This window comes from Flavobacterium arcticum (assembly GCF_003344925.1).
In the GTDB taxonomy this organism is placed as follows: Bacteria; Bacteroidota; Bacteroidia; order Flavobacteriales; family Flavobacteriaceae; genus Flavobacterium; species Flavobacterium arcticum.
In genome coordinates this window covers 2193137-2215563 of record NZ_CP031188.1, presented here as the reverse complement: position 1 = coordinate 2215563, position 22427 = coordinate 2193137, and the positions used below count along the sequence as shown (strand labels likewise).

Here is a 22427-nt window from a genome sequence, read left to right as displayed (position 1 = left end):
ACTTATGTTTAACACTTCATTGGCAGCCATTATAGTTTTGAATGCGTAAATTTATTTTTATAAAACACTCACTAAAAAACTATAATCATGGACAGACAAATGTATCATTATGCCACAGTATCTAAAGCCTTAGAAGAGTTAAAGCAAAAAGGATATACTACCGATTTTAACCTTGAAGAAGAGCGTATTATAAGTCATTATCAAGATTTTACTATAGAAGAAGTATACCGTTATGAAGGAGAAACTGATCCTGCAGATGAAGTTACAGTATATGGTATAAAAGCTACTGATGGCGAAAAAGGTGTTTTTGTAGCTAGTTATGGTGCTTATACCGAAAAAAGTGCCGCTATGGTACTGCATGAAATGACTATAAAAAACAGAGAACAATAATTTACTGATTATAACATAATAGATAGTAATTAACTGATTATTAAACTAATTCACTTTTAGTTGATAAGTTTTAAATATTTTGAAAGTTAATTACATTGCTATTGCCTTTGCAATTATTATATTTGTTGTTCACTTTACCCTATGGAACAATTTATTGTATCAGCCCGAAAATACCGCCCGCAAACCTTTAAGGATGTTGTAGGGCAACAGGCTATTACTAATACTTTGCTCAATGCCATAGCAAACAATCACTTAGCACAGGCTTTACTGTTTACAGGACCTCGTGGAGTGGGAAAAACCACTTGTGCGCGTATTCTTGCCCGAAAAATAAATCAGGAAGGGTATGATGACCCTAACGAAGATTTTGCTTTTAATGTATTTGAGCTAGATGCAGCATCAAATAACTCGGTAGATGATATTCGTAATCTTATCGACCAAGTGCGTATACCGCCACAAACAGGTAAGTATAAAGTATATATTATAGATGAAGTACACATGCTATCTCAGGCAGCATTTAATGCTTTCCTGAAAACGCTTGAAGAGCCACCAAGACACGCTATATTTATACTTGCCACTACTGAGAAGCATAAAATAATACCTACTATACTATCGCGTTGCCAAATATTCGACTTTAAGCGAATAACGGTAAAAGACGCTAAAGAATATCTTGCAGAAGTAGCTAATAATCAAAACATTACTTTTGAAGATGATGCGTTGCATATTATAGCCCAAAAGGCAGACGGTGCTATGCGCGATGCGCTATCGATATTTGACAGGGTGGTGAGCTATTGCGGTACAAACCTTACACGACAAGCCGTAACAGAAAACCTTAATGTACTTGATTTTGAATATTACATTAATGTGACTGATTTGTTGTTAGAAAATAAAATACCCGAACTATTATTGGCATTTAATGATATACTTGCTAAAGGTTTCGACGGGCATCATTTTGTAGCAGGGCTTGCCTCGCATTTTAGAGATTTATTAGTATGTAAAAACCCTGCAACATTAGTACTACTAGAAGCAGGAGAAACAGCTCGCAACTTATATGACGCTCAAGCAAAAAAAACCAGTCAGGAATTTTTACTAGAGGGTATAAATATTGCCAATGATTGTGACCTGAAATATAAAAATAGTCAAAATCAACGACTACTAGTCGAACTTTGCCTTATGCAGCTTGCCTCTATCACCTTTGATGGAGAAAAAAAAAAGCTGAACAATTTATAATTCCCCCTGATTTTTTTAAAAACACTACTCCCCAAAAAGTTGCCAACCCAACTAATGAGGTAAAAGCTAATAATACTACAACACAAGAAAAACCTGTAGTAGTAACTCCCCCACCTGCCTCACAACAACCAGAGCATGTAAAACAACCCGTTACGCCAAAACAGGCAGATAATGGTGCGCCAAAAGTTTCGGCATTTTCGCTATCAAGTATTAAAAAGAAACGAGAACTAGCTGAGAGCCAAAAAGCAGTTCAAAAAAATCAGGATGATTTACCAAAAGAAGCTTTTAGCGAGACGGATATGCTATTGACATGGAATAAATTTGCACAACGCCTTAGCGATAGTGGTCAAAAAATTATGGCTACTTATATGCAAATAAATGATCCTGTTCTTGAAAAAGATGGTTTTACCATAAAATTAGAGTTACCAAACGAAGGTTCTAAAATAGATTTTGATAATGGTAAGCATGACTTATTAGGCTATATGCGTGGTAAGTTGCATAATCATGATATTGTTATAGAAACTCATGTAAATGAAACAGTTTCTAAAAAACATGCCTTTACTCCACTAGAAAAATTTGAGAAACTAAAAGAGATTAATCCTTTAATGGAAAAATTACGCCAAACTTTTGATTTGGATATAGGGTAAAAAAATTAGTGTTGTGCGATAACTTCTTTTAAAATAAATTATATCTATTATGAAAACATATACTTTTTTATCGCTCTTACTTTTTATAACATGTAATCTTTTAGGACAACAAATTTCAAAGAAAGAATATTTGTTAGATGAAAATGGAAACTCTATTTCATTAGAAGATTTTAAAGCAAAGTTATCTCTTACATACACATACGGAATTATAGAAAATGATACGGCTGCAATCGCAAAAATTGTTTTAAGAGAAGAGAAAGGTAAATTAAATCAGGAACAGCTTAAAGAAATAAAATCAACTTTAAAGGCTTTAACTAACCGCTCTTTTGAAGATGACCAAACCTTAGTAATTCACTTCTTTTACAAACCTGATAAAAACCCAAATGGTTCTTGTATTGATAATTATACCTCAGACAATAAATACCACCGATTTTTTAAAAGAAATCCTGAATACATACGATTTAATATTACCGAAAAAGATTATAAATTTAAAAGCAAAAATGTATCTGAAGACACTACTAACACCCTATATAAATACTTCTTATATGGCGGTAAGTGCGGTAATTACATGATTATAAAACCCGACGGTAGTTATTTAAAACATATAGGAGAATATATCCAGAAAGAAATTCCTAAGAAACTTGCTGAAGACTGGTAATCTATTTTTAATTAGAACCTTTACTAATTTCTTTAAAAAAGAATTCCATTTCAGTATTAGGATGTAAGGATAAAAATTGCTCTAGTAGCCCATGCATTTCATTTTGTATTATTCTGTCATTTTTACCATAATCCCATATAGGTAAAACTGTCATATTAAATATTGTTTCAAAATCAGGTTGTTTTACATATATACATGCTTTGTCGTTTTTGTCTTTAATTGTGTTTTCAGGAAAATAAACTACACGATATATAAACAATTCAAAAAGTGCTCGCAAAGCTAATGATGCTGTACCAGGATCGTTAATACCAGGACTTAGTGCCTTAATGGCTATTTCTGTAAGTTGACGAAAACCATAAAAGAAATTACCTACAATAGTTTCATCCTGACTTAGGTACAATGTCTTCTGTATTTTTTTTAGAGCTTCATCAGAAATTTTCTTGTTTACTTTTATTACAGCTAATTCTTTAAATACAAATGTACCAGGAGAGTATAGTATACTAACTTTACAATCATTTTTATTGCAAATATCAATAAGTGTATCTTTATCAAAACCTTCATAAACACCTGTTTTGGGTGTTTTTATTTCATAATTAAAATCTATTTGAGTTATTGCCTCTGGTTCTTTTTTAAGATAACAAGAACCTTTCATATTATGTAAGGTTACAGTTAATATACGTTTAATAATAATCTCATATTTAACTGATTGTGTTATATAATGAAGAAAGTATATAAATATAAATATATCTATTATAGCAATAATGATTAATATATAAGTGCTAATTGCAGGTATAAAAATACCCGAATTTATATCACGAACAGCAGTAAGAAGGAAGAGTGCAAACACTATAGTACCAATATATATACCTAATACAATTTGCTGAAATCGGTTACCTATAAGTTTATTTAATACTCTGTTAGACATTTGTGACGCTGCCTGATTGAGAACTATCATAACCATTGAAAAACTGAAAACCGTTAACGATAGTATTCCTCCTGCAACAACCGCAATAATATTTCGTGCTGTAGAAGCATCACGTAAGTTTAACCATTCAAATTCCTCCTTTAATGTCTGTCCAGTTTCTGAAAAATCGAAACGAATAAAAAGTATAGAGGCTATTAGAAATGCAAAAGCGATAAATGCAGGGTAAAAAGCGATACTATTTACAATGCGGTTATAGCGATGCTTTATCCAGAATTTTATTATACCTATTAGATTATTCATTTAAAGTAAATTAAAGACTACTAATTTAATTCAAATAAAATAAAAGAACCTTAAACTAATACTAAAAAGAAAGCCACTTTTAGTGGCTTTCTTTTTTATTTTACCTGAACTTTATCTCTCCACACAATGCCACTCACATCTGTAAGTTTAAGTATGTACACTGAGGATTTTAAATGTATCAGTTTTTCATGTTTTAAATTAATATTTGCTTTAGCTCCTAACGGAATTATAAGACTATGCTTGCCTGGTTTTACTTTAGCAACATATATATTTTTTATGACATTCGGCGATAAATTTGCTAGCTCATCTGCTTCCATCTTTAATACAATATTACCTTCTGCGTCCTCTAAGGCTATTGCTATTAAAAAAGAACCATATACATCTACACCCTCTGTTCTATAAACATTGAAAGACAATGTATTATTGTCTATTACTGCATCTGATAGTTCAATAACAGGTTTTGCAGATTTGTTATGCAGTTTTCCCCATAACCCACCATGAAAATATTGATTGGTAAACAATGTGAGAGATAAGATTAATAAAGCCCCTATTAAAGAAATTGTCTTGAAAGAATTGCTTTTTAAAGATAAGTTACCCGACCCTAACCAACGAAACCATTTATTATTAGTAAACCTATATTCTTTATTCAATAAAAAGTTATCCATTGAAAAATAGCTACTACCTGAAAGGAATAATATAAAACCTCCCGCAATACCTAATACACCTATTTGCCATTCGTCAAGACAAGTAGTGCCTATCCATCCAGAGCCTAAAAGTATACCCATTGCCAAAGCAATTACCCCAATACTCATAAGACGAGTAAACAACCCGAACATGATAAATAATCCAACTATAGCTTCTATTATAGTAAAAACAACCATAGCAATCCAGAGTTTATCAGGATTCAGTACCAAATGTTCTATAATAGGCTTTATACCTAAAGCGTTGGGTAAAAAGTGATTGAATTTCTGACCTATATAACCCGCAGTATCAGGGTCAAGTTTGTTTTCTAATATTAATCTTCTCCAGAAGGCAGAGAAATACGTCCACCCTATTACTAATCGTAGGGCAAGAGTTATAGTACCAGCCATTTTATAGTGCTGATTTTCAGTATGTATGTTTTGCATATGTATTGTAAAAAGTTAAAAAAATAAAATTCTTTGCCTAATATGGGCATAACCTAAACTTGTAAAGTGCATTTAGGCTAAGAGGTTAATTTCATCTTTTTATAAAGAATATATAATGGTGCTTTGGCCGTTATGTTTATTCTTTGAGCATTATGTAACTTTTTATGTCGCTGATGCAAATCAAAAGCAGTAAAAAATACCTGATGATGATTTACTAAAGGAAATAATAATTGTTTGGTTAATGAAGTATTACTTTTTGCAACAATTTTAAAATCAGAGTAATTACACGCGTTACTTACAGAAGAAACCGTTGTTTTAGATATATTTAAAGGCTTTTCATAACCTATTCCTACAGCATCGGCTACAACCTTTTTAACCGTACAAGGAGATAGTAGCACTAGCAAAGTGCTAAATACTACCCATAGGTATATGTTGTTTTTTATGCCTTTATAGTGCATCATATTTCTTTAACTCGAAATTATCATTAGTTATTGTAATCTCAATCGTATTATCTTGTTCTGCCCCGCAGCTACTACTGTTTTATTATCAATAAAACACAAAGTGTGTAATGAGGTATCATGGTGTATTTTCTTCCAATTTTCTCCTCTGTTATAAGAATAATAAATACCCGACGGTCCACAGGTTATTAATTCATTACCATAACTATTGGGTATAAACTGAACACATGAGGCATAACCAAAACCACTACCATCGCCTGCTAATTTCCAAGTTTTACCTCCATCAGTAGTCAATATTTTATTACCTGAGTTATTATCTAAATGCTCATAATCTCCCCCTACTGCAAAACCAATTTTATTATTATAAAAATCAGCCGAGAAAATGCCTGTCATTTCACTACCTTGTACTATAGGGGTGTTATATACTTCCCAAGTTTTACCCTTATCTCCAGAATAAAACACTCTAGATTTTTTACCTCCAGAAACTATCCAAGTATCATTCCCTCTTATTATTAAATTGGTATTACTCGCAGCAAAAGCGGCTTCGCCATCAGCTACTTTTGGTAAAATATCACAAGATAATTTTGTCCATATTTCGCCACCATCAGTAGTTTTTAGTACCGAGAGGCAATCATCTGTAGGGTCGCCCATAGCCATTCCTTCATTATCATTGTAAAACTGCATACTGTCATAAAAAACTTTCTCACCCGTTTCTGTATATACATTATGTACTGTTTTACCATCTTTAGTTATTTTATATAACATAGCGGGCGACCCCACGTTGAGTATAAATATATAATTCTTAGTTTGAGCAATAGCCCTAAATTCAGGCAGTGTAGAATCTTTACCAATTACCCCATTAAAGTCTTTATCATTAGTAAGCGAAACCCATCCATATTTGCCACTACTTCCTGCATACCATACTTTATTATCATCTATAGTTAGGGCACGTATGCTAATATTATCTTCTAATAATGTATCAATAACAACATTCTCAAACGATGGTTGTAACACTATTTTTTCTTCTTTCTTTTTACAAGAAATAATAAAGATCAATACTAGTATAACTAAAGTACATTTTCTCATATTCAGGTTATTTTGTATGCTAAGATAATGTATAAAAGGAAAAAATCTGACTAATTATATTCTTATAAAATACAATCAGTCAGATTTAAAGTTGGGGGCTTTATTTTAAAATAGCATTAAAAAATCAATTCTGTACCTGGCGTTTTCCGCCATCAAACATATACATCCATATCATTCGCGAAAGCCTAAAGTTAAACGTACTTAATAAAAAAGCAGATAGTCCTATTATAGCTATTGTGGCATTATAACTATCTACAAAAATTCTTGATATCAAGAAAATAGGTGCCATTTCTAGTATTGTAAGCCCATAGCTCACATACATCGCTCCGTAAAAAAAACCTGGTTCTTTTTCAAACTTATGATGACACACCAAACATTCTTTATTCATTTTCGGCATTTTAAATAATAAAGGATTTCCTTTTTTAGTAAACACATGCCCTTCACCACATATAGGGCATTTTTCTGTAATTATATCTGTAAACTGTGACATACCTAAAAGTTTTGTACAAAGTTACGTCACATTGTTAGTATAAGGCAATAGCTTATATACTCAATAATTTGTACTTTTAGGACATATTTTAATATATGAAAAAAGTAGCCATACTAAATATAGAACAATTTTTAAAGCAACATAATGTAGAGGAGTTTTATGCCAATACACTCGAAGACCATTTAATTACCAGTCATAAAGATATTGCTCTACCCCATTCGCATAACTTTTATCTTGCTATCTTGTTTACACATGGAAGTGGTATACATGAAGTAGATTTCACTGTATATAGCGTAGTGCCAGGTAGTCTGTTTTTTTTAAATCCTGGGCAAACACATCATTGGGAACTATCTAAAGATATAAAAGGTTATGTGTTTTTTCATACACAAGACTTTTATGATATGCAATATACACAAGCTACTATTAATAGATTCCCCTTCTTTTATAGCATGCACAATTTACCCGTTATATATTTAAAAGAAAATGAGCTTAGTATAATACAAGACCTCTTTAAACAGGTATATGAAGAAAATAATACCAACTTGTTTCTAAAAAGACAAAGAATACTAAGTCTTATTAATCTAATATATGTAGAGAGTACTCGAATTTACTTAACATTAAACCCTGTAGATACCAAAAATAAAAATACCTATTATATTAAGTTCCGTCAATTAGAGCAATTTATAGAAAAGCATTATAAAACTAAAAAATCACCATCGGTATATGCCACTATGCTCAATGTTAGCTCTAAACATCTAAACCGTATTACTCAAGAAGTAGCAGGTAAAACAGTAACCGATGTTATATTAGGAAGAGTATTACTCGAAGCCAAAAAAGAACTTGTATTGCAACAACATAACTTTAACGAAATCGCATATGCTTTAGGCTATGAAGATTACGCCTATTTTTCGCGATTATTTAAAAAGAAAACAGGCGAAACACCTTCTTCATTTTTAAAGGGTTACGGTAAAGGATAGTACAATATTATATCTGCGTAAATTTCAGTACCTTTGCCCCTCAATTTTTCACAATGAGATTACACAGAAATTTAGTTTTTACGGTTATAGACTCACTAGGATTTATATTTAATGACGGGGAGTATGCCGATAAAGTAGTTGCGCGCGCACTAAAAAAAGATAAACGTTGGGGCAGTGCCGACAGAAAGTTTGTTGCCGAAACCATATACGAAATAGTACGCTGGAAGCGTCTTTATACCGAAATAGCAGAGGTTAAAGAACCGTATAACCGCGATAATTTATGGCGTGTTTTTGCCGTATGGGCTGTATTGCGTGGATATAACCTACCCGATTGGAAATATTTTGAAGAAACTCCACTTCGTCGTATTAAAGGGCGTTTTGATGAACTTTCTAAAATAAGAAAATTCAAAGAGTCTATTCCTGACTGGATGGACGAACTGGCTGTTAAAGAGCTTGGAGAAGAAAAATGGGAAAAAGAACTGGCAGCACAAAATGAGCAAGCACGGGTTATACTTAGAGTAAATACCCTAAAAACTACCCGAGAAAAACTAAGATCCATTCTTATGGACTTAGATATTGATACAGAGATGCCTAAAGATTACCCTGATGCACTTGTATTAAAAGAGCGTGCCAATGTATTTATGACCCAAGCTTTTAAAGATGGACTGTTTGAAGTACAAGATGGCTCTTCGCAACTTGTAGCTCGTTTCCTTGAGGTAGAACCAGGTATGCGCGTGGTAGATACCTGTGCAGGCGCAGGTGGTAAAACACTACACATGGCATCGCTTATGGAAAATAAAGGTCAGCTTATAGCTATGGATCTTTATGAAAGTAAGCTAAAACAACTAAAATTACGCGCTAAAAGAAATGGTGCTTTTAATATTGAGTACCGTATTATAGATAATACTAAGGTTATAAAAAGACTACACGAAAAAGCAGATAGAGTGCTGATAGATGCACCTTGTAGCGGACTGGGCGTACTAAAACGTAACCCTGATAGTAAGTGGAAATTACAGCCTGAATTTATTGATAATATTAAAAAAGTACAAGCCGAAGTACTCGAAAACTATTCTAAAATAGTAAAGCCAGGAGGAAAACTAGTATATGCTACTTGCTCAATATTGCCGTCAGAAAACCAAGAACAAGTAGAGCGTTTTCTTGCAACTGAAATAGGACAGCAATTTAGTTTTATAAAAGACAGTAAAATACTAGCATCAGAATCAGGTTTTGATGGCTTTTATATGGCACAACTCGAAAGAAAAAAATAACATTAACCCACATTGGTGTTAAATTTAGGGTGATTCAAAATAATCACCCTAAATTTATAGCCCAATTTTTTTTATATGAAACAGTTTTATACACTAACATTATCATTATTAGCATTAGCAACATTTGCACAAGATGGTGCCCCTGCATCTCCGTATTATGACGGGTTTAATTTTGAGCAAACAGGAACATCTCTTAAAAATGCACTAGCTAGTAAAATAACTACTACACACGTTAACAATTTAACTTATCAAGAGTTAGAAAATGCTTTAATGATAGTAGATCTTGATCCTGAAGATAACTCTAACACTAACTTACTTTTAGTATATGGTTTCAGTGACAATATGTGTCCTGCATCTACTAGTGATGATGAAGATCATAGAAGAAGAAATAAAAATTTTGATGACAACGGTACAGCCGATCCTTGTCTTTGGAATAGAGAGCACACCTACCCTAAAGCACTTGGTAATCCAGATTTAGGCACAAGTGGTCCTGGTGCTGATGCTCATCATGTAAGAGCTAGCGATAAAAAGCGTAATGCTGACAGAAACAATGATAAGTATTTTGATGGTACAGGAAATTCATTTGAAAGTGGACAATCTTGGTACCCAGGAGATGAATGGAAAGGTGACGTTGCTCGTATGATGATGTATATGTATCTTCGTTATGGTTCTCAGTGTTTACCAACTAATGTAGGAGTGGGTACACCTGTAGCTTCTGATGCTAACATGATCGATTTATTTTTAGAATGGAATGCCGAAGATCCTGTATCTGAGTATGAAGATAACAGAAATACTTATCTAGGTAATGCAAATAATGCTTATGGGCAGGGTAACCGTAATCCTTTTATAGATAACCCATATCTTGCTACACAAATTTGGGGGGGTCCTGTTGCCGAAGACCGATGGGCTACCGCTGCAACTGATAATTTTTTCGCTACACACCTTTCGGTATATCCTAACCCTGCTATAGACCATGAGGTTAATATATACAGCGAAACAGTACTTGAAGAAATTCAACTAATAAACCTTAACGGTCAGCTTATACAATACATAGAGCAGCCAAAAGCTGAAAATAACACCTATACAGTAGATAATTTACCACAAGGGTTTTATATCCTGAGAGTAACATCGGGTAACCAATCGGCTACTAAAAAAGTGATTGTAAATTAATCTTTTACTATAATAAATATACTGAGCCTCCTCTTTGGGAGGCTTTTTAATTAAATTAAAATATCATATCAATAATTTTTACACTAAATCGTTGTAGTAATAGCAATTTATTTACCTTTGCCGACTGTAAATAAAGTAACTTTACAAAAATAGTCGGTATTGCTATGAACGAATGTATTTCTGTTTTCGATATGCTTAAAATTGGTGTAGGACCATCAAGTTCTCACACATTAGGTCCTTGGCGTGGAGCCGAACGCTTGCTTGAAGAGCTTCGTGAGGAAGGTATTTTTAATACGGTAAATCGTATAAAAGTAGATTTATATGGTTCATTATCACTTACAGGTAAAGGTCATGCTACTGACTTGGCTGTTATGCTTGGTTTAACTGGTGCAGATCCTGAATATATACCTGTCGAGGATATAGATGGCATTATCAAAACTATTAGCAGCACCAATATATTACTATTAGGGAACGAAAAAGAAATTACCTTTAATCCTGACACAGATATTGTTTTTAATAAAGATTTCCTTGAATTCCACTCTAATGGGTTTAGGTTTACAGCCTATACTACTGATTCAGAATATGTTTCCACATTCTACTCTATAGGAGGTGGTTTTGTAGTTAAAGAAGAACGTACGGTTGCTAAAGAGAAAAAAGAAATAAGACGCTCTTTTCCTTATCCTATGGATAAAGCAAGTGAGTTATTAACCTATACACAAACGCTAAATAAAAGTATTTCGGAAGTTGTTTACGAAAATGAAAAATCTATTCGTAGTGAAGATGAAATACACCATGAATTAATGCGAGTATGGGATACTATGCTAGAGTGTATGTACACAGGCTGTCATACCGAAGGAACACTACCTGGTGGTCTAAATGTGCGAAGACGTGCTTATGACATGCACCAAAAAATGATTGGCGATATACCTTATAACTCTCCGCAAGAATGGCTACAAGTAATACGTAAAACAGAAGTAAAGTTTAGACAAATATTAAAATGGGTTTCTTGTTTTGCCCTATCGGTAAATGAAGTTAATGCCGCTTTAGGACGTGTAGTAACTGCTCCTACTAATGGTAGTGCAGGCGTAATACCATCGGTACTAATGTACTATATGGTTATTGAAAACCACGATGCTAATGAAGAGCATATAAAACAATTCTTATTAGTCGCTGGTAAAATTGGTACTATCTTTAAAAAAGGAGCTACCATATCAGCAGCTATGGGCGGATGTCAGGCAGAAATTGGCGTTTCATCAGCTATGGCAGCCGCAGCATTATGTGAAGTAATGGGAGGAACTCCAGAACAAGCGCTTATAGCAGCCGAAATTGCTATGGAACATCACTTAGGGCTCACCTGCGACCCTATTGCAGGACTAGTACAAGTACCTTGTATAGAACGTAATACTATGGGGGCTATTAAAGCTATTAACGCAGCTGAACTAGCACTAGAAACTGACCCTAAAAATGTAAAAGTACCATTAGATAAAGTAGTAAACACAATGTGGGAGACAGCAAAAGATATGAATAATAAATACAAAGAAACATCCGAAGGAGGGCTTGCCATAACTGTTAATCTTGCTGACTGTTAATTAGATTACTCTTGTTTTTTACGTCTTGTATCTATTATACTAACAATTTTCCAAGTACCATTATCTTTAAATAATGTAAAAGAGTTTACCCCAGTGTGGCTTAATTTATCATTTATATAAAATTCATAAGGAGTCCATACATGTGCCATAGCGCCATCTATTTGTATATCATAGCGCAATAACCTCTCCTCTATCTTAATATTTTGAGGAATTGTGGCAATTGAATTATAAAACTCCTCGGCGGTATTTGTAGTAAGATTACCTTCTCCATTCATTTCAGATATTGATTGTAATATTATTGTATTACTACAAACCGATTTTATTTTTAAAGTATCGGCAGTATGCATACCTTTAAAAAAAGTAACAATTGTACTTTTTATATCGTTCTTCTGAGCACTAACTATTATAGTTACAAAAAGTGCTAATAACAGTACTATTCTTTTCATGTTTATATTATAAATTAGTATCAAAAAACAAGTTAATACCAATTACATTACTCTTATCATAAACATAGAGCAATAAAACAAGTACATACCCTTTATTCTTATCGCAATTTAGTATTTTTACAGCTTTAATATATCAATTATGTCAACTGCAAAGAAGGATTATAAAAGAGTTACTACAAAGTCGTTAATTGAAATGAAAGCCAACGGCGAAAAAATATCGATGCTTACGGCTTATGATTATACTATGGCAAAAATAGTAGATACTGCCGGAATAGATGTTATACTAGTGGGCGACTCTGCATCTAATGTAATGGCAGGGCACGAAACTACACTACCCATAACGTTAGACCAAATGATATATCATGCCTCATCAGTAGTAAGAGCAACACAAAGAGCACTTGTAGTAGTCGATCTTCCTTTTGGTAGTTATCAATCAGATCCTAAAGAAGCACTTCGTTCTTCTATACGAATCATGAAAGAAAGTGGTGGGCATGCTGTAAAAATGGAAGGCGGAAGCGAAATAAAAGACTCTATTAAGAAGATACTTCATGCAGGTATACCTGTTATGGGGCATTTGGGGTTAACCCCACAATCTATCTATAAATTTGGTACTTATACTGTAAGAGCTAAAGAAAATGCTGAAGCCGAAAAACTTATAGAAGATGCTAAAATGCTAGAAAGAATAGGTTGCTTTGCTGTAGTGTTAGAAAAAATACCAGCACAACTGGCTCAAAAGGTTGCCGAAAGTATTTCTATCCCTGTAATAGGTATTGGTGCAGGTGGCGGTGTAGACGGTCAGGTACTTGTTATACATGATATGCTGGGTATGAATAATGAGTTTAATCCACGTTTCTTACGTAGATATATGAATTTATTTGAAGGCATGACAACAGCTATATCTCAATATGTTACTGATGTAAAATCGAAAGATTTTCCTAACGAAACAGAGCAGTACTAATTGACATAATAGATTAATGAAAATTATTTCTGATAAAAATAACCTACAAGTATTATATGAAGATAATCATATCATTGCTGTAAACAAGCGTGTAGGCGACATAGTACAAGGCGATAAAACTGGCGACAAACCACTTAGCGATGTAGTTAAGGAATATATTAAAGATAAATATAATAAGCCTGGAGATGTTTTCTTAGGAGTTGTGCATCGGTTAGATAGACCCACTACAGGTATCATAGTTTTTGCACGTACATCAAAAGCCCTTACAAGACTTAACGACTTATTTAAAAACCGTGAAACCCAAAAAACCTATTGGGCTGCCGTTAAGAAAAAACCAGATACCGAAAAGGGAACGCTGATTCATTACCTTGTTCGTAATGAAAAGAATAATACATCAAAAGCACATACTAAAGAAGTGCCCAATAGTAAAACTGCAAGCCTTGATTTTACTATAATACGAGTACTAAAAACCTTTAGTATTTTAGAGATAAATTTACACACAGGGCGACATCATCAAATAAGGGCGCAGCTTTCGGCTATTGGTTCACCCATAAAAGGTGATCTTAAATATGGTTTTGACAGGAGTAACCCTAATGGAGGTATTCACTTACATGCACGCAAATTATTTTTTATACACCCTGTATCAAAAGAAGAACTAACAATTACTGCTCCACTACCTGATGATGCAGTATGGAATGCTGTATAAATACTCAGTAATAGGTATTTCTATATTTATTTATTAAATTTAAATTTGTAACGTATCTCTTATAATAAGAAATACTGTATGAAAATGCAATGATTATTTTTTACTAAATTTATAATACATGTATTTTTTCAACCTCAAAATCAATTTAACATCTATTTAAATACTATCTGAATATGAAAAAAACTTTACTCTTTATTTTCTCTATCTTAGGGACAGCTACATTTGCTCAAGAACATTTCTCGGGCATTAGTACTTCACGAAGGGTGGGATTATTAAATGCGGGTATTAATCCTGCCGAACTTGCTAATCTTAAGGGCAAATATGAAGTTAATGTTTTTAACTTTAGTGCCAATGTAGCTAATAATAAAATGACATTTGGCGACCTTTTGGGGGGCAACGATAATTTTGAAGAGATGCTTTTTGCAGGAAGCGAGCCTCTTAATATGCGTGCTGATGTAGAAATACTAGGACCTGCTTTTGCTTTTAAAGTAGAAAAATGGGCATTTGGTATATCTTCTTCTGCTAAAATTAAAGCATCATTAGTAGACGTTAATACTACACTAGGTAATGCTGTAACTAATGGTGGTATTGATAACGTTAGTGAAGTATATGATATATTGGCTAGTGAAAACCAAAGAGTCACAGGAACATCATGGGGAGAAATAGGGTTATCTATAGCTCGAGAAGTGTATAATACCGAAGAACACCGTATTACTGCGGGAGCTACTTTTAATTTTCTTTTCCCGGGTACTTATGCAAATATGGGAGTTAGCAAATTTGAAGGTACTATAGAAAATAATTTTGGCGATGTAACACTTACAGATGCACATGCCGAACTTAATTTTGCTTATTCTGGTTCTTTAGCAGGAGATTTTTCTGAGAGTGATAATTTTACAGAATTTTTTGCAGGCGGACTTAATGGTTTTTCTACTGATATTGGAGTTAATTACCAATGGAAAGCTGTAGACTCTACTAAATACAGAATTAATGCAGGACTAGCAATACGAAACCTTGGTAGTATGACTTTTAAAGATGATAATAATGAGTCCACTAATTATGAGTTAGATATACAAGGTAATGATGCATTAAATCTTAACCAGTTTGAAGATGCCGAAAGTATACAAGATGTAGAAGACGTATTGTTAACAAGTGGCTATTTAAATATTTCTCCTAGCGAAAAAGATTTTAGAGTAAAACTCCCAGCTATATTATCTGGCTATGCCGATGTTAATGTGTATGGTAATTGGTATGCAACAGCCTATATACAGCAACGAATGAATGAAGATAATGATAACGACCAGATAGCAGTACAAAACATTATAAGCCTTACTCCTCGCTTCTCTACAGGTTTTTTTGAAGCTTATACACCGCTTGCAAATAATGAAGTTTCAGGTTTTACAGCAGGTATAGGTTTCAGGCTAGGTGGTTTCTTTTTAGGTTCAGGTTCTGCATTATCAGCAATGATTGGCGATACTAATCAAGCAGATGCCTATATGGGTTTCCGTATTGGTTTTTAAGAACAATAAAATAACATCTAAGCAAAAGAGCCATTATATAATGGCTCTTTTGTTTTCTAAAATATTTATTAATTACTTAGTTGCAAATACTTTCATTGAATAAATATCGGCAATTACTTCAAACTGCTTATATACAAAAAGGTTTGGATCATTCGTATCAATAATAGACCAACCTACAGCATTTCTTTTAAGGTTTATTTGGTCTATAGTATTAAGAGTATCAATTTCTATTAGGTTATTATTTCCATCATTAATAATTGATTTTATTACTTTATTATTTTCGGTATTTATATAATAATATTCCGATAGTCGTCCTACACCATTATCTAAACTAAACCGAAAAACTACAGCATTACTCTCAGGATAATCGCTAATATCCCATTCAATATCTTCTTTTATACTTTCTAAAGTTTTCTGAATCTCTTTAGTAGCTTCTTCATCTGAATTGTAAGTAAACAACTTTGTAAAATCAATATTAAGGCTAAAGCCCTTCAAAAGCTCTACAGTAGCATTTGTCAAAGCATTTTTATCTAAGTTTTTTGCAACAAACTCTTGTTCATTAACAACTGCTTCAGTTTCTGTTTTAGATACAGTATCTTCTGTACTACAGGAGTATGTAAAAACAACTATAATAGCAAGTGGTAAGTAAAATACTTTTTTCATAATAGTAATTATTTCAGTTAGTTAAATGTAATAAAATAATACTTAGACAATACTATTGTTTTAGCTATTTTTTCTAGAATTTATAATCTTCCACTGATCATTAAGATATTTTACTTTATGTACATCTTTCATTATAAGCTCTCGTTCTTCTTCATAATATTCAGGGTCTTCACTATTATATTTATCATACTCCTCTGCCCTCTCTAAAATATTTTCTATTACAGGTTGCAATTTATCTTGTACCAGTTGTGGCATACTATTAAATAGTAGTTCTAATTCTTTTTTAAGCATTTTTGTTATTCTAATTATAGATAATAATCTCCTCTAACAATCCTTCATGTAAACTATAATATTACATCGTTAGTAAGTATCTATATTAATTTATTAAGTGTAAAGATAACATATACTATTAGAGTTTTTCGAAGTTGTTATTTGATACTATTTACTTGTACATTTTTTTTATCTAAACGATGTCTCCACTTTAAAAGTATAATTGAGAGCTAATAATTTAAAAATTTAGTACTCATAAAGGTGTTTTGTTTACTAGATGTTAAATTATAATATATAATTACAAAATTTAGCTTTTTGACAATGAATATTAAAACGCTTTGGCAATTAGATGATTACAGCGTGATCATCTAATTATTAAATAATTATTATAAAAATATAACAAATTAGATACAAAATGTTATTAACCTTGAAAACCCACGCTATTGTTAAGGATATCAAAATTGTAATCATAAATATTTAAGGTTTTGTTAAATTTTATGATTTGTTTAACGTTTAAGCTGAGCTTATTATATCTAATTTTATAAAAGTTAAAATATTGTTTAACATTCAACTAAAATTATTATTTATGAAGCAAAAAGATGCTCCTACGCAAAAGCGGCAGGCTCTGCTGTATTTGTGCGCCCTTGTATTTGGGCTTTTAACTTTCACGGGCAAGACCTATGCCCAAGCAATCTCAATCACTTGGAACTCAGAAACCGGATGCCTCGTTTACGATGATAAACGAGAAAAGTACACAGAGGAAATTGAAGATGGCCCCTGTGTTCGTGTATGCGAACAGAGTACAGTTACTTATTCGCTTACAGGAAACAGCGCGAACTGGGTGTCCTCTGACTGGAATGCCGCAGGCGGTACAATTGTAAGTTCGTCACTTACGCAATGTGTTGTTAACTGGGGGAATGCCGGATGGGGTTCTGTCTCAGTTGAAGTTACTAAAAACGATGAAACGGTATATGAAGAAGAAATTTGTGTAGAGGTAATTATATCTCCCACAGCACTCTTTGGATTAATGCCAGACATATCGGCAGATACTGTTGAGGTCTGCTTAAAAGAAACTCACCAGTTTATAAACCTATCAGAAACCAATGGTGGAACGGGGCTAATATCCTATTATTGGGATTTTGGAGACAATACCACTTCTTCTGAGTTTGAACCTGCACATCAATATTCTAACCCTGGAGTATATCATGTGACTCTTACTGTTACTAATGCTTGTAATTGTACAGACACTTATGAGATGAAACTTAAGGTTAAAGAAGGTGGTTTTGAAATTGCATGTGCTAGTGTAGTATGTGATGGAGAACAAGCTACTTACAGTATACCTCAAGAGGTTCTAGAAGCATGTGGAGGACACAACAATTGGAGTGTTATAGGCGGAACCATTGCATCACAACAGCCTTATGGTAATTCTATAGAAGTTAACTGGGATAATGTAGGACCTGATGGATTTGGTTATGTAACTTATGATGCTTCGCACTGCGATTTAGAGTGTGTAGGAATTGTAACTATACAAATACCTGTTATACAGTCTCAAGGAACTATTGAAGGTGAAAATGTAATTTGTGTTAACGAACAAAATATTTATAAATTACCACAATGGCCATCAACAGTTTTTGACTGGACGCTGAATAGTAATGGTACAGGTGCTACACTTGTAGAGTCTCAAAATGCTAATGAAGTTATAATTCAAACCTATAATAATTCAGGACATATAACACTTAATGCAACATACCATAATACCTTACTTAACTGTAGTGGTGTAGCTACATTATATATTAATATAAGACCAAAAGCTATTATAGATGGTGACTTTAACCTTTGTAACTTTAGTACAGGTAATTACCAAATACAAGGTGGTTATAGCGGTAACTGGGAACTTAGTGGTCCAAATGGAGAAACTGCAGGAAGCGGTAATACCTTTAGTTATAACTTTACAGAAGCAGGTAACTATACCCTTACTGTTACTGGAAATAGTTTTTGTAAATCAGGAGTAGTTACTATTGTAGTAAGAGATCAAGAAGATGCTCCTACTGCGATTATTGGTCCAGATGAATCTTGTCCAGATGTGCCTGTAACATATAGTGTTGTAAATAACATTACAGGAACACAAATAGGCTGGGAAGTAGTTGGAGGAACTATAGATGGTAATAATTATGGTAACGATGTATCTATAACTTTTACTGGAGCAGGCCCTTACATTGTTAAAGCATGGCGCGAAAATGTAACCGAACCAAATTGTGTATCTGATACTATTACTAAAACAGTAACATTGCCTGTACTAAACATGGCAGTTACAGGAGACCAAATTGTATGTTCAAGTACCTATGGTGATTATCAAATAGATTATAACGATGGTGAAACATACTCATGGTCAATAACCCCTGCAACAGCAGGTAGTGTTAGCTCTGGTAATGGAACTACAAATATAGAAGTACTATGGAATGAATTCACTGGTACTAATCCTGTTTTTGTAGTAGCATCGGTAACTAAGTGTGGTATAGTACAGCCAGATGTGGTTTTACCAGTACAAATTATAACATCTCCAACGGTGTCATTAGGTAATATTCCTAACCAAATATGTCAAGGAACTCCATTAACATTAAACCTTACTTCTACTCCGGCATTAACGTCAGGAACTATAACATGGGACTTTGGAGATGGTACTACTATTATAACCGACGATAGTATGCCAAATTGGCTAACAGCAACCCATACTTATGCTGGTGGTGGTAGCCAAATTAATTATGATATACAAGTAACTGTAGCAGGTGCAAATGGATGTGTTAATGATGCCATTGCAAATGATCAAATAGAAGTATTGCCTTCTCCTGTAGCAAGTATAAGCCCTGCGGGTGTTTATGCAATATGCCCTAGTATGTCTCCACAAGTATTAACGGTAAACATACAAGGAGGATTATCGGGTGTAACAAATATAGAGTGGTTTAAAACTACTAGTATGACTCCTGTTCTTTCAGGACCTACAGCATCAAGCTATACAGCAACTACTTACGGATCTTACTATGCTGTAGTTGAAGGAACTAACGGATGTACCACAACAACTAATACAGTAGCGTTTAACGGTAACTGTACCGATCCACCTCCATGTACAACAGGTGAAACTGTAACAATAACTTCGGCTGTAAATAATTGCGGTACTATTACAGTAAATGCAACATATACGGGAAGTCCAAGTGGTATACAATGGGTAACCAATACACCACCAGTATCACAAAGTACAACAAATAATACTGGTCAGTTTACTTTTGCAGAATCTGGAAGTTATACCATTTTCTACAAAGTTACTTATGGTAATTGTGTTGTAACTAGGAGTACATCGGTTATAGTTTCTTATATGCCAGATCTTAAATATACTATTACATGTGGACCTAATAACAATTATGAAGTAACGTTATTAGACAACTCTAACCACTACCCTAATCATAATATAACAAGTCACATTTTTAGTGCTGATGGTACTAATTATTCTCAAGGTCTACTTACATCAAAAACGGTTTATCTTTCCCCTGGTGTTCATACACTTGGTTTAACTATAGATGGACCTAATAGTACACCATGTAGCGTGTCGCCATTAACAATAGATCTACCTACACTACCAGTAGCTACATTTACACATAATGGTCCACGATGCCAAGATGCTGTTTTTGTTTTTGAACCAGATGATACACAACCAGGACTTAGCTATCTTTGGGAGTTTGGAGATAGCTCTTCAAACCGTCAAGAAGAACCTGAAAAAGTTTATGAAACCCCTTCATCTTATAATGTTACACTAACGGTTACTAATCAATATGGTTGTAGCGCAGTTTATAATGAAAATGTAACTGTAACTACCAATACTTTAGATGGTGAATTAACTGCTAGTGCTGAAACAGCATGCGACGGTTCATCAATTACATTAGGGTATACTAATCTAGGACTTACGCCTCAAACGTATCACTGGATGAATGGTAGTACCGAAATTGGCACTACTACACACCCTAATAATACATTTGATGTTACAACATCTGGTACATACTGGATAAGTGTAGAAAGCGCTAATGGTTGTACCAAAGACTTTAATGAAAGTGGTGATAAAGTTACAGTAACATTCATCATACCTCCTACTGCTAATATTGGTGGGCAAGATGAAGTTTGTGTAGGTAAGAATTTTACACTTACTACAGCCTCAGGATCTAATGATGTTGATTATGCATGGACATTAGATGGCAACCCACTTACTCAGTTTAATGGGCAAAACAGTATAAGCCAAACGCTAAATACAGTAGGCACTTATGAGTATGAAGTAACTGTAAGTATACCAGATGGTAATGGTGGTTTTTGTACAAATACGGATAGCCATATTGTAATAGTAAACCCACTACCAGCAGTACCTCAAATAAATATAATAAATGTAGATTGTGAGACATATACCTTTACACTTGAAGCAAGTGCACCAGGTACTGGTACATTCACTTGGAGTAATGGTCAAACAGGACCAGTAATCGATGTAAATCAAGGAGGTGCTATACAAGTAAGGTATACAAACACTTCTGGATGTTCTACAACAAGAACAATAGTACTTCCAAAAGATCCTTCAATACACTTATGGACAGTACCAACAGGGTGTTATACTATATGTAAAGAATTACTTAGTTTAAGCTCTTTAACAGGTCCAAGTTCTGTTATGACTTTCCCATATTGGGAATGGTTGCAAAATGGTGATGTAAAAGACTCTGGTACTTACTCATCTGTTACTCCTCTAGATTTAGCGCCATTAGGCAATGGAGTTTATCAGCTTATGTTAGATAATGGATATTGTAAGCGTGTTAGTGATGAAGTAAATATAGATCTTACCGAATGTCCTAAGTGTGAGATTGAAGCTAAGGTAAAAGAGGTTAAGGTAAGTAATAAAGAAGGTTTCTGTTCTTATAGGATATATTTTGATATATACAATCCTCAAGGTATTCCTGTACAACTAACCCTTACAGAGCTAAACGGTTTTGGAGTATTCCAACCAACAAGTATAACTGTTAATCCTGGTAATGCGATATATGCTGTAGACATGATACCAATTAATGGGTATACAGGTGGTACTGTAGTTATTGCTTTTGAAGGTACAATAGAGGGCAAACCATGTTTAACAGTACTTAAATTTGAACTACCAGAGTGTAGAGGTGATGAAAAACGTATGGCAACGGCAGATGATAATGAAAAACAAGGTATAAGCCTTTTATTATCTCCAAACCCTGCACAAGATAATGTACAACTGCAATATGATTTTGGTAATAGTGTTGACGGCGATAGCCGACGCTTAGAAGTGTATAGCCTAATGGGTGTACTCATGGAAAGCCATAATCCTAAAGATGCAAAAGGAACATGGAGTTCTAATCTTGCACGTTTCTCTGCAGGTCAATACATTGTAGTAATGAAACTTAACGGAACAGTACTTAGCCAACAGGCACTTATAGTAAAATAAGTAATTTCCGAAAACTATTAATAACAGCCGGGATGCATTGCATCCCGGCTTATTAACTTTTTTT

General features: G+C 33.7%; 20 protein-coding genes. 12 read left to right on the top strand and 8 right to left on the bottom strand.

Features of this window, described 5'->3' with window-relative positions:
* The first annotated feature begins 87 nt into the window (after positions 1–87).
* The 4 genes from DVK85_RS09920 to DVK85_RS09905 all read left to right on the top strand — a co-directional run bounded on the left by DVK85_RS09920 (position 88) and on the right by DVK85_RS09905 (position 2922).
* Positions 88–390 carry a hypothetical protein gene (locus DVK85_RS09920; RefSeq protein WP_114678293.1) on the top strand — a complete coding sequence of 101 codons (303 nt, stop codon included), beginning with the start codon at positions 88–90 and terminating at the stop codon, positions 388–390.
* 141 nt (positions 391–531) lie between these two features.
* On the top strand, positions 532–1617 hold the full coding sequence (gene dnaX / locus DVK85_RS09915; RefSeq protein WP_114678292.1) for a DNA polymerase III subunit gamma/tau: 1086 nt from the start codon (positions 532–534) through the stop codon (positions 1615–1617).
* 299 nt (positions 1618–1916) lie between these two features.
* Positions 1917–2264 (top strand): DNA polymerase III, encoded by a 348-nt coding sequence (locus tag DVK85_RS09910; protein WP_240339571.1) that lies wholly within the window; start codon positions 1917–1919, stop codon positions 2262–2264.
* Positions 2265–2313: 49 nt separating this feature from the next.
* Positions 2314–2922 carry a hypothetical protein gene (locus DVK85_RS09905; protein WP_114678290.1) on the top strand — a complete coding sequence of 203 codons (609 nt, stop codon included), beginning with the start codon at positions 2314–2316 and terminating at the stop codon, positions 2920–2922.
* A gap of 7 nt (positions 2923–2929) precedes the next feature.
* Here DVK85_RS09905 and DVK85_RS09900 read toward each other — a convergent pair whose 3' ends face one another.
* From DVK85_RS09900 to DVK85_RS09880, 5 genes are all read right to left on the bottom strand, one after another.
* The gene (locus DVK85_RS09900) at positions 2930–4147 is read right to left on the bottom strand and encodes a DUF2254 domain-containing protein (protein WP_114678289.1); all 1218 of its coding nucleotides are present in this window, start codon (positions 4145–4147) and stop codon (positions 2930–2932) included.
* Between the two features lie 95 nt (positions 4148–4242).
* Entirely contained in the window at positions 4243–5274 is a 1032-nt protein-coding gene (locus DVK85_RS09895; RefSeq protein WP_114678288.1) for a TQO small subunit DoxD, read from the bottom strand.
* Between the two features lie 77 nt (positions 5275–5351).
* On the bottom strand, positions 5352–5735 hold the full coding sequence (locus tag DVK85_RS09890) for a hypothetical protein (RefSeq protein ID WP_114678287.1): 384 nt from the start codon (positions 5733–5735) through the stop codon (positions 5352–5354).
* Positions 5736–5762: 27 nt separating this feature from the next.
* Entirely contained in the window at positions 5763–6818 is a 1056-nt protein-coding gene (locus DVK85_RS09885; RefSeq protein ID WP_114678286.1) for a WD40/YVTN/BNR-like repeat-containing protein, read from the bottom strand.
* Positions 6819–6942: 124 nt separating this feature from the next.
* Complete coding sequence (locus DVK85_RS09880) at positions 6943–7308, bottom strand: DUF983 domain-containing protein (protein WP_114678285.1); 366 nt, start codon at positions 7306–7308, stop codon at positions 6943–6945.
* Positions 7309–7403: 95 nt separating this feature from the next.
* Between DVK85_RS09880 and DVK85_RS09875 the strand changes: the two genes are divergently transcribed.
* The 4 genes from DVK85_RS09875 to DVK85_RS09860 all read left to right on the top strand — a co-directional run bounded on the left by DVK85_RS09875 (position 7404) and on the right by DVK85_RS09860 (position 12312).
* Positions 7404–8285 carry an AraC family transcriptional regulator gene (locus DVK85_RS09875; protein ID WP_114678284.1) on the top strand — a complete coding sequence of 294 codons (882 nt, stop codon included), beginning with the start codon at positions 7404–7406 and terminating at the stop codon, positions 8283–8285.
* Positions 8286–8338: 53 nt separating this feature from the next.
* Positions 8339–9553, top strand: a complete 1215-nt coding sequence (locus DVK85_RS09870) for an RsmB/NOP family class I SAM-dependent RNA methyltransferase (RefSeq protein ID WP_114678283.1) — start codon at positions 8339–8341, stop codon at positions 9551–9553.
* A gap of 75 nt (positions 9554–9628) precedes the next feature.
* A complete protein-coding gene (locus DVK85_RS09865; RefSeq protein WP_114678282.1) occupies positions 9629–10723 on the top strand; it encodes an endonuclease in 1095 nt (364 codons plus the stop codon).
* Between the two features lie 164 nt (positions 10724–10887).
* A complete protein-coding gene (locus tag DVK85_RS09860) occupies positions 10888–12312 on the top strand; it encodes an L-serine ammonia-lyase (protein WP_114678281.1) in 1425 nt (474 codons plus the stop codon).
* Positions 12313–12317: 5 nt separating this feature from the next.
* Here DVK85_RS09860 and DVK85_RS09855 read toward each other — a convergent pair whose 3' ends face one another.
* Positions 12318–12758: a nuclear transport factor 2 family protein gene (locus DVK85_RS09855; RefSeq protein ID WP_114678280.1), complete on the bottom strand. Its 441-nt coding sequence runs from the start codon at positions 12756–12758 to the stop codon at positions 12318–12320.
* Between the two features lie 139 nt (positions 12759–12897).
* Here DVK85_RS09855 and panB point away from each other — a divergent pair, with 139 nt between their 5' ends.
* The 3 genes from panB to DVK85_RS09840 all read left to right on the top strand — a co-directional run bounded on the left by panB (position 12898) and on the right by DVK85_RS09840 (position 15939).
* Complete coding sequence (gene panB, locus DVK85_RS09850; protein ID WP_114678279.1) at positions 12898–13716, top strand: 3-methyl-2-oxobutanoate hydroxymethyltransferase; 819 nt, start codon at positions 12898–12900, stop codon at positions 13714–13716.
* A gap of 16 nt (positions 13717–13732) precedes the next feature.
* Complete coding sequence (locus DVK85_RS09845; protein WP_114678278.1) at positions 13733–14422, top strand: RluA family pseudouridine synthase; 690 nt, start codon at positions 13733–13735, stop codon at positions 14420–14422.
* Between the two features lie 173 nt (positions 14423–14595).
* Complete coding sequence (locus DVK85_RS09840) at positions 14596–15939, top strand: hypothetical protein (protein ID WP_114678277.1); 1344 nt, start codon at positions 14596–14598, stop codon at positions 15937–15939.
* Between the two features lie 72 nt (positions 15940–16011).
* Here the strand turns inward: DVK85_RS09840 and DVK85_RS09835 are convergent, their stop codons facing one another.
* Together DVK85_RS09835 and DVK85_RS09830 are read right to left on the bottom strand one after the other, a co-directional pair.
* Positions 16012–16602 carry a hypothetical protein gene (locus DVK85_RS09835; RefSeq protein WP_114678276.1) on the bottom strand — a complete coding sequence of 197 codons (591 nt, stop codon included), beginning with the start codon at positions 16600–16602 and terminating at the stop codon, positions 16012–16014.
* Positions 16603–16662: 60 nt separating this feature from the next.
* Positions 16663–16893 carry a hypothetical protein gene (locus DVK85_RS09830; RefSeq protein WP_114678275.1) on the bottom strand — a complete coding sequence of 77 codons (231 nt, stop codon included), beginning with the start codon at positions 16891–16893 and terminating at the stop codon, positions 16663–16665.
* A 565-nt stretch (positions 16894–17458) separates the two neighbouring features.
* Between DVK85_RS09830 and DVK85_RS09825 the strand changes: the two genes are divergently transcribed.
* Positions 17459–22363 (top strand): PKD domain-containing protein, encoded by a 4905-nt coding sequence (locus DVK85_RS09825; RefSeq protein ID WP_114678274.1) that lies wholly within the window; start codon positions 17459–17461, stop codon positions 22361–22363.
* The last annotated feature ends 64 nt before the right edge of the window (positions 22364–22427 follow it).

Coding starts and splice junctions, on each gene's coding strand:
- DVK85_RS09920 (WP_114678293.1), top strand. CDS start 88: ATGGACAGACAAATGTATCATTATGCCACAGTATCTAAAGCCTTAGAA.
- dnaX (WP_114678292.1), top strand. CDS start 532: ATGGAACAATTTATTGTATCAGCCCGAAAATACCGCCCGCAAACCTTT.
- DVK85_RS09910 (WP_240339571.1), top strand. CDS start 1,917: ATGCTATTGACATGGAATAAATTTGCACAACGCCTTAGCGATAGTGGT.
- DVK85_RS09905 (WP_114678290.1), top strand. CDS start 2,314: ATGAAAACATATACTTTTTTATCGCTCTTACTTTTTATAACATGTAAT.
- DVK85_RS09900 (WP_114678289.1), bottom strand. CDS start 4,147: ATGAATAATCTAATAGGTATAATAAAATTCTGGATAAAGCATCGCTAT.
- DVK85_RS09895 (WP_114678288.1), bottom strand. CDS start 5,274: ATGCAAAACATACATACTGAAAATCAGCACTATAAAATGGCTGGTACT.
- DVK85_RS09890 (WP_114678287.1), bottom strand. CDS start 5,735: ATGATGCACTATAAAGGCATAAAAAACAACATATACCTATGGGTAGTA.
- DVK85_RS09885 (WP_114678286.1), bottom strand. CDS start 6,818: ATGAGAAAATGTACTTTAGTTATACTAGTATTGATCTTTATTATTTCT.
- DVK85_RS09880 (WP_114678285.1), bottom strand. CDS start 7,308: ATGTCACAGTTTACAGATATAATTACAGAAAAATGCCCTATATGTGGT.
- DVK85_RS09875 (WP_114678284.1), top strand. CDS start 7,404: ATGAAAAAAGTAGCCATACTAAATATAGAACAATTTTTAAAGCAACAT.
- DVK85_RS09870 (WP_114678283.1), top strand. CDS start 8,339: ATGAGATTACACAGAAATTTAGTTTTTACGGTTATAGACTCACTAGGA.
- DVK85_RS09865 (WP_114678282.1), top strand. CDS start 9,629: ATGAAACAGTTTTATACACTAACATTATCATTATTAGCATTAGCAACA.
- DVK85_RS09860 (WP_114678281.1), top strand. CDS start 10,888: ATGAACGAATGTATTTCTGTTTTCGATATGCTTAAAATTGGTGTAGGA.
- DVK85_RS09855 (WP_114678280.1), bottom strand. CDS start 12,758: ATGAAAAGAATAGTACTGTTATTAGCACTTTTTGTAACTATAATAGTT.
- panB (WP_114678279.1), top strand. CDS start 12,898: ATGTCAACTGCAAAGAAGGATTATAAAAGAGTTACTACAAAGTCGTTA.
- DVK85_RS09845 (WP_114678278.1), top strand. CDS start 13,733: ATGAAAATTATTTCTGATAAAAATAACCTACAAGTATTATATGAAGAT.
- DVK85_RS09840 (WP_114678277.1), top strand. CDS start 14,596: ATGAAAAAAACTTTACTCTTTATTTTCTCTATCTTAGGGACAGCTACA.
- DVK85_RS09835 (WP_114678276.1), bottom strand. CDS start 16,602: ATGAAAAAAGTATTTTACTTACCACTTGCTATTATAGTTGTTTTTACA.
- DVK85_RS09830 (WP_114678275.1), bottom strand. CDS start 16,893: ATGCTTAAAAAAGAATTAGAACTACTATTTAATAGTATGCCACAACTG.
- DVK85_RS09825 (WP_114678274.1), top strand. CDS start 17,459: ATGAAGCAAAAAGATGCTCCTACGCAAAAGCGGCAGGCTCTGCTGTAT.